The sequence below is a fragment of the Chlorobaculum sp. 24CR genome, assembly GCF_004118635.1.
Taxonomy (GTDB): domain Bacteria; phylum Bacteroidota; class Chlorobiia; order Chlorobiales; family Chlorobiaceae; genus Chlorobaculum.
Genome location: NZ_SDGU01000041.1, coordinates 1 through 1,219, shown reverse-complemented (window position 1 = coordinate 1,219; position 1,219 = coordinate 1). Strand labels below are relative to the sequence as shown.

The following is a 1,219-nucleotide window of genomic DNA, read 5'->3' as shown; positions in this document are numbered from 1 at the left end:
CTAGTGCAACATCACGATAAAATAGCCGCATAAATATTACCTTCATCTTCAACGATCAACCCAACCATCTTGAAGATGAAGAAGTACAGAGTGACCCTGAGCAAGGAAGAGCGTGAAGAGCTTGATGCGATCAGCAGCAAAGGCAAGCAGAAAGCCCAAAACGTCTTGTATGCCCTGATTCTCCTGGCTTGCGACGAAGGCCCGCATCAGCAAGAACGCTCCATCAATGAGACCATTTCGCGGGTCTTGCAGGTGAGCATGAAAACCATCGACCGGGTCAAAAAGCAGTTCGTTGAACAGGGGCTTGAGGCGGTCATGACTCGCAAACCGACCAGTCGCGCCTTTGCCGGGAAAGTCGATGGCGACCTTGAGGCAAAGTTGATTGCCCTGAGCTGCTCTCCCGCTCCGGAAGGCCACACTCGCTGGACGCTGCGGCTGCTGGCCGATAAAGCCGTCGAGATGAACTATGTCGAAGAGATTTCCTATGAAACGGTACGTCGGACGTTAAAAAAAACGAACTCAAGCCGTGGAAGCAGCAAGGATGGGTAATCCCGCCGAAGCAAAGCAGCGATTTTGTCGCTCACATGGAGAGCGTGCTGGATGTGTACAAGCAACCCTATGATCCGCTCTATCCGGTGGTCTGCATGGATGAGTCGCCCAAGCAACTGATCGGCGAAAGCCGAATTCCCATTCCGGCAAAACCAGGGCGAGCCGCCCGATATGATTACGAGTATGTCAGGAACGGGACGTGCAATATTTTCATCGCCACTGAACCGTTGATGGGCAAGCGACTGGTGAAGGTCACCGAAACCCGAAAAAAGCAGGATTGGTCAAGGTTTCTGGCTGACATCGCGCTCAAGTACACGCACGCCGAAAAGATCACGCTGGTCATGGATAATCTCAACACGCACGCGCCCGGCTCGCTGTACGAGACCTATGCGCCAGAGCAAGCCAAAGCGTTGCTGGATCGATTCGACTTTGTCTATACACCCAAGCACGGGAGCTGGCTGAACATGGCTGAAATAGAACTTCGAGTGCTATCGGGTCAGTGTCTGAATCGTCGAATCGACAAGATCGCGGAGGTGAAGCGTGAGGTCTCGGCATGGCAACGCGAACGCAACAACAAAGAGGCGACGATTAACTGGCGCTTTACCACGACGGATTCAAGAATAAAACTCAAGCATCTTTATCCATCAATATAACTGTGACGTGACACTAG

1 protein-coding gene is annotated in these 1,219 nt (G+C 52.3%); it reads left to right on the top strand.

Going from position 1 to position 1,219, the window contains the following annotated elements; genetic code table 11:
* Positions 1 to 75 precede the first annotated feature (75 nt).
* A protein-coding gene (locus EST62_RS08845; RefSeq protein ID WP_129051736.1) for an IS630 family transposase occupies positions 76 to 1,202 on the top strand; the annotation gives its coding sequence in 2 pieces (ribosomal slippage) (positions 76 to 505 and positions 505 to 1,202; 1,128 coding nt in all).
* The last annotated feature ends 17 nt before the right edge of the window (positions 1,203 to 1,219 follow it).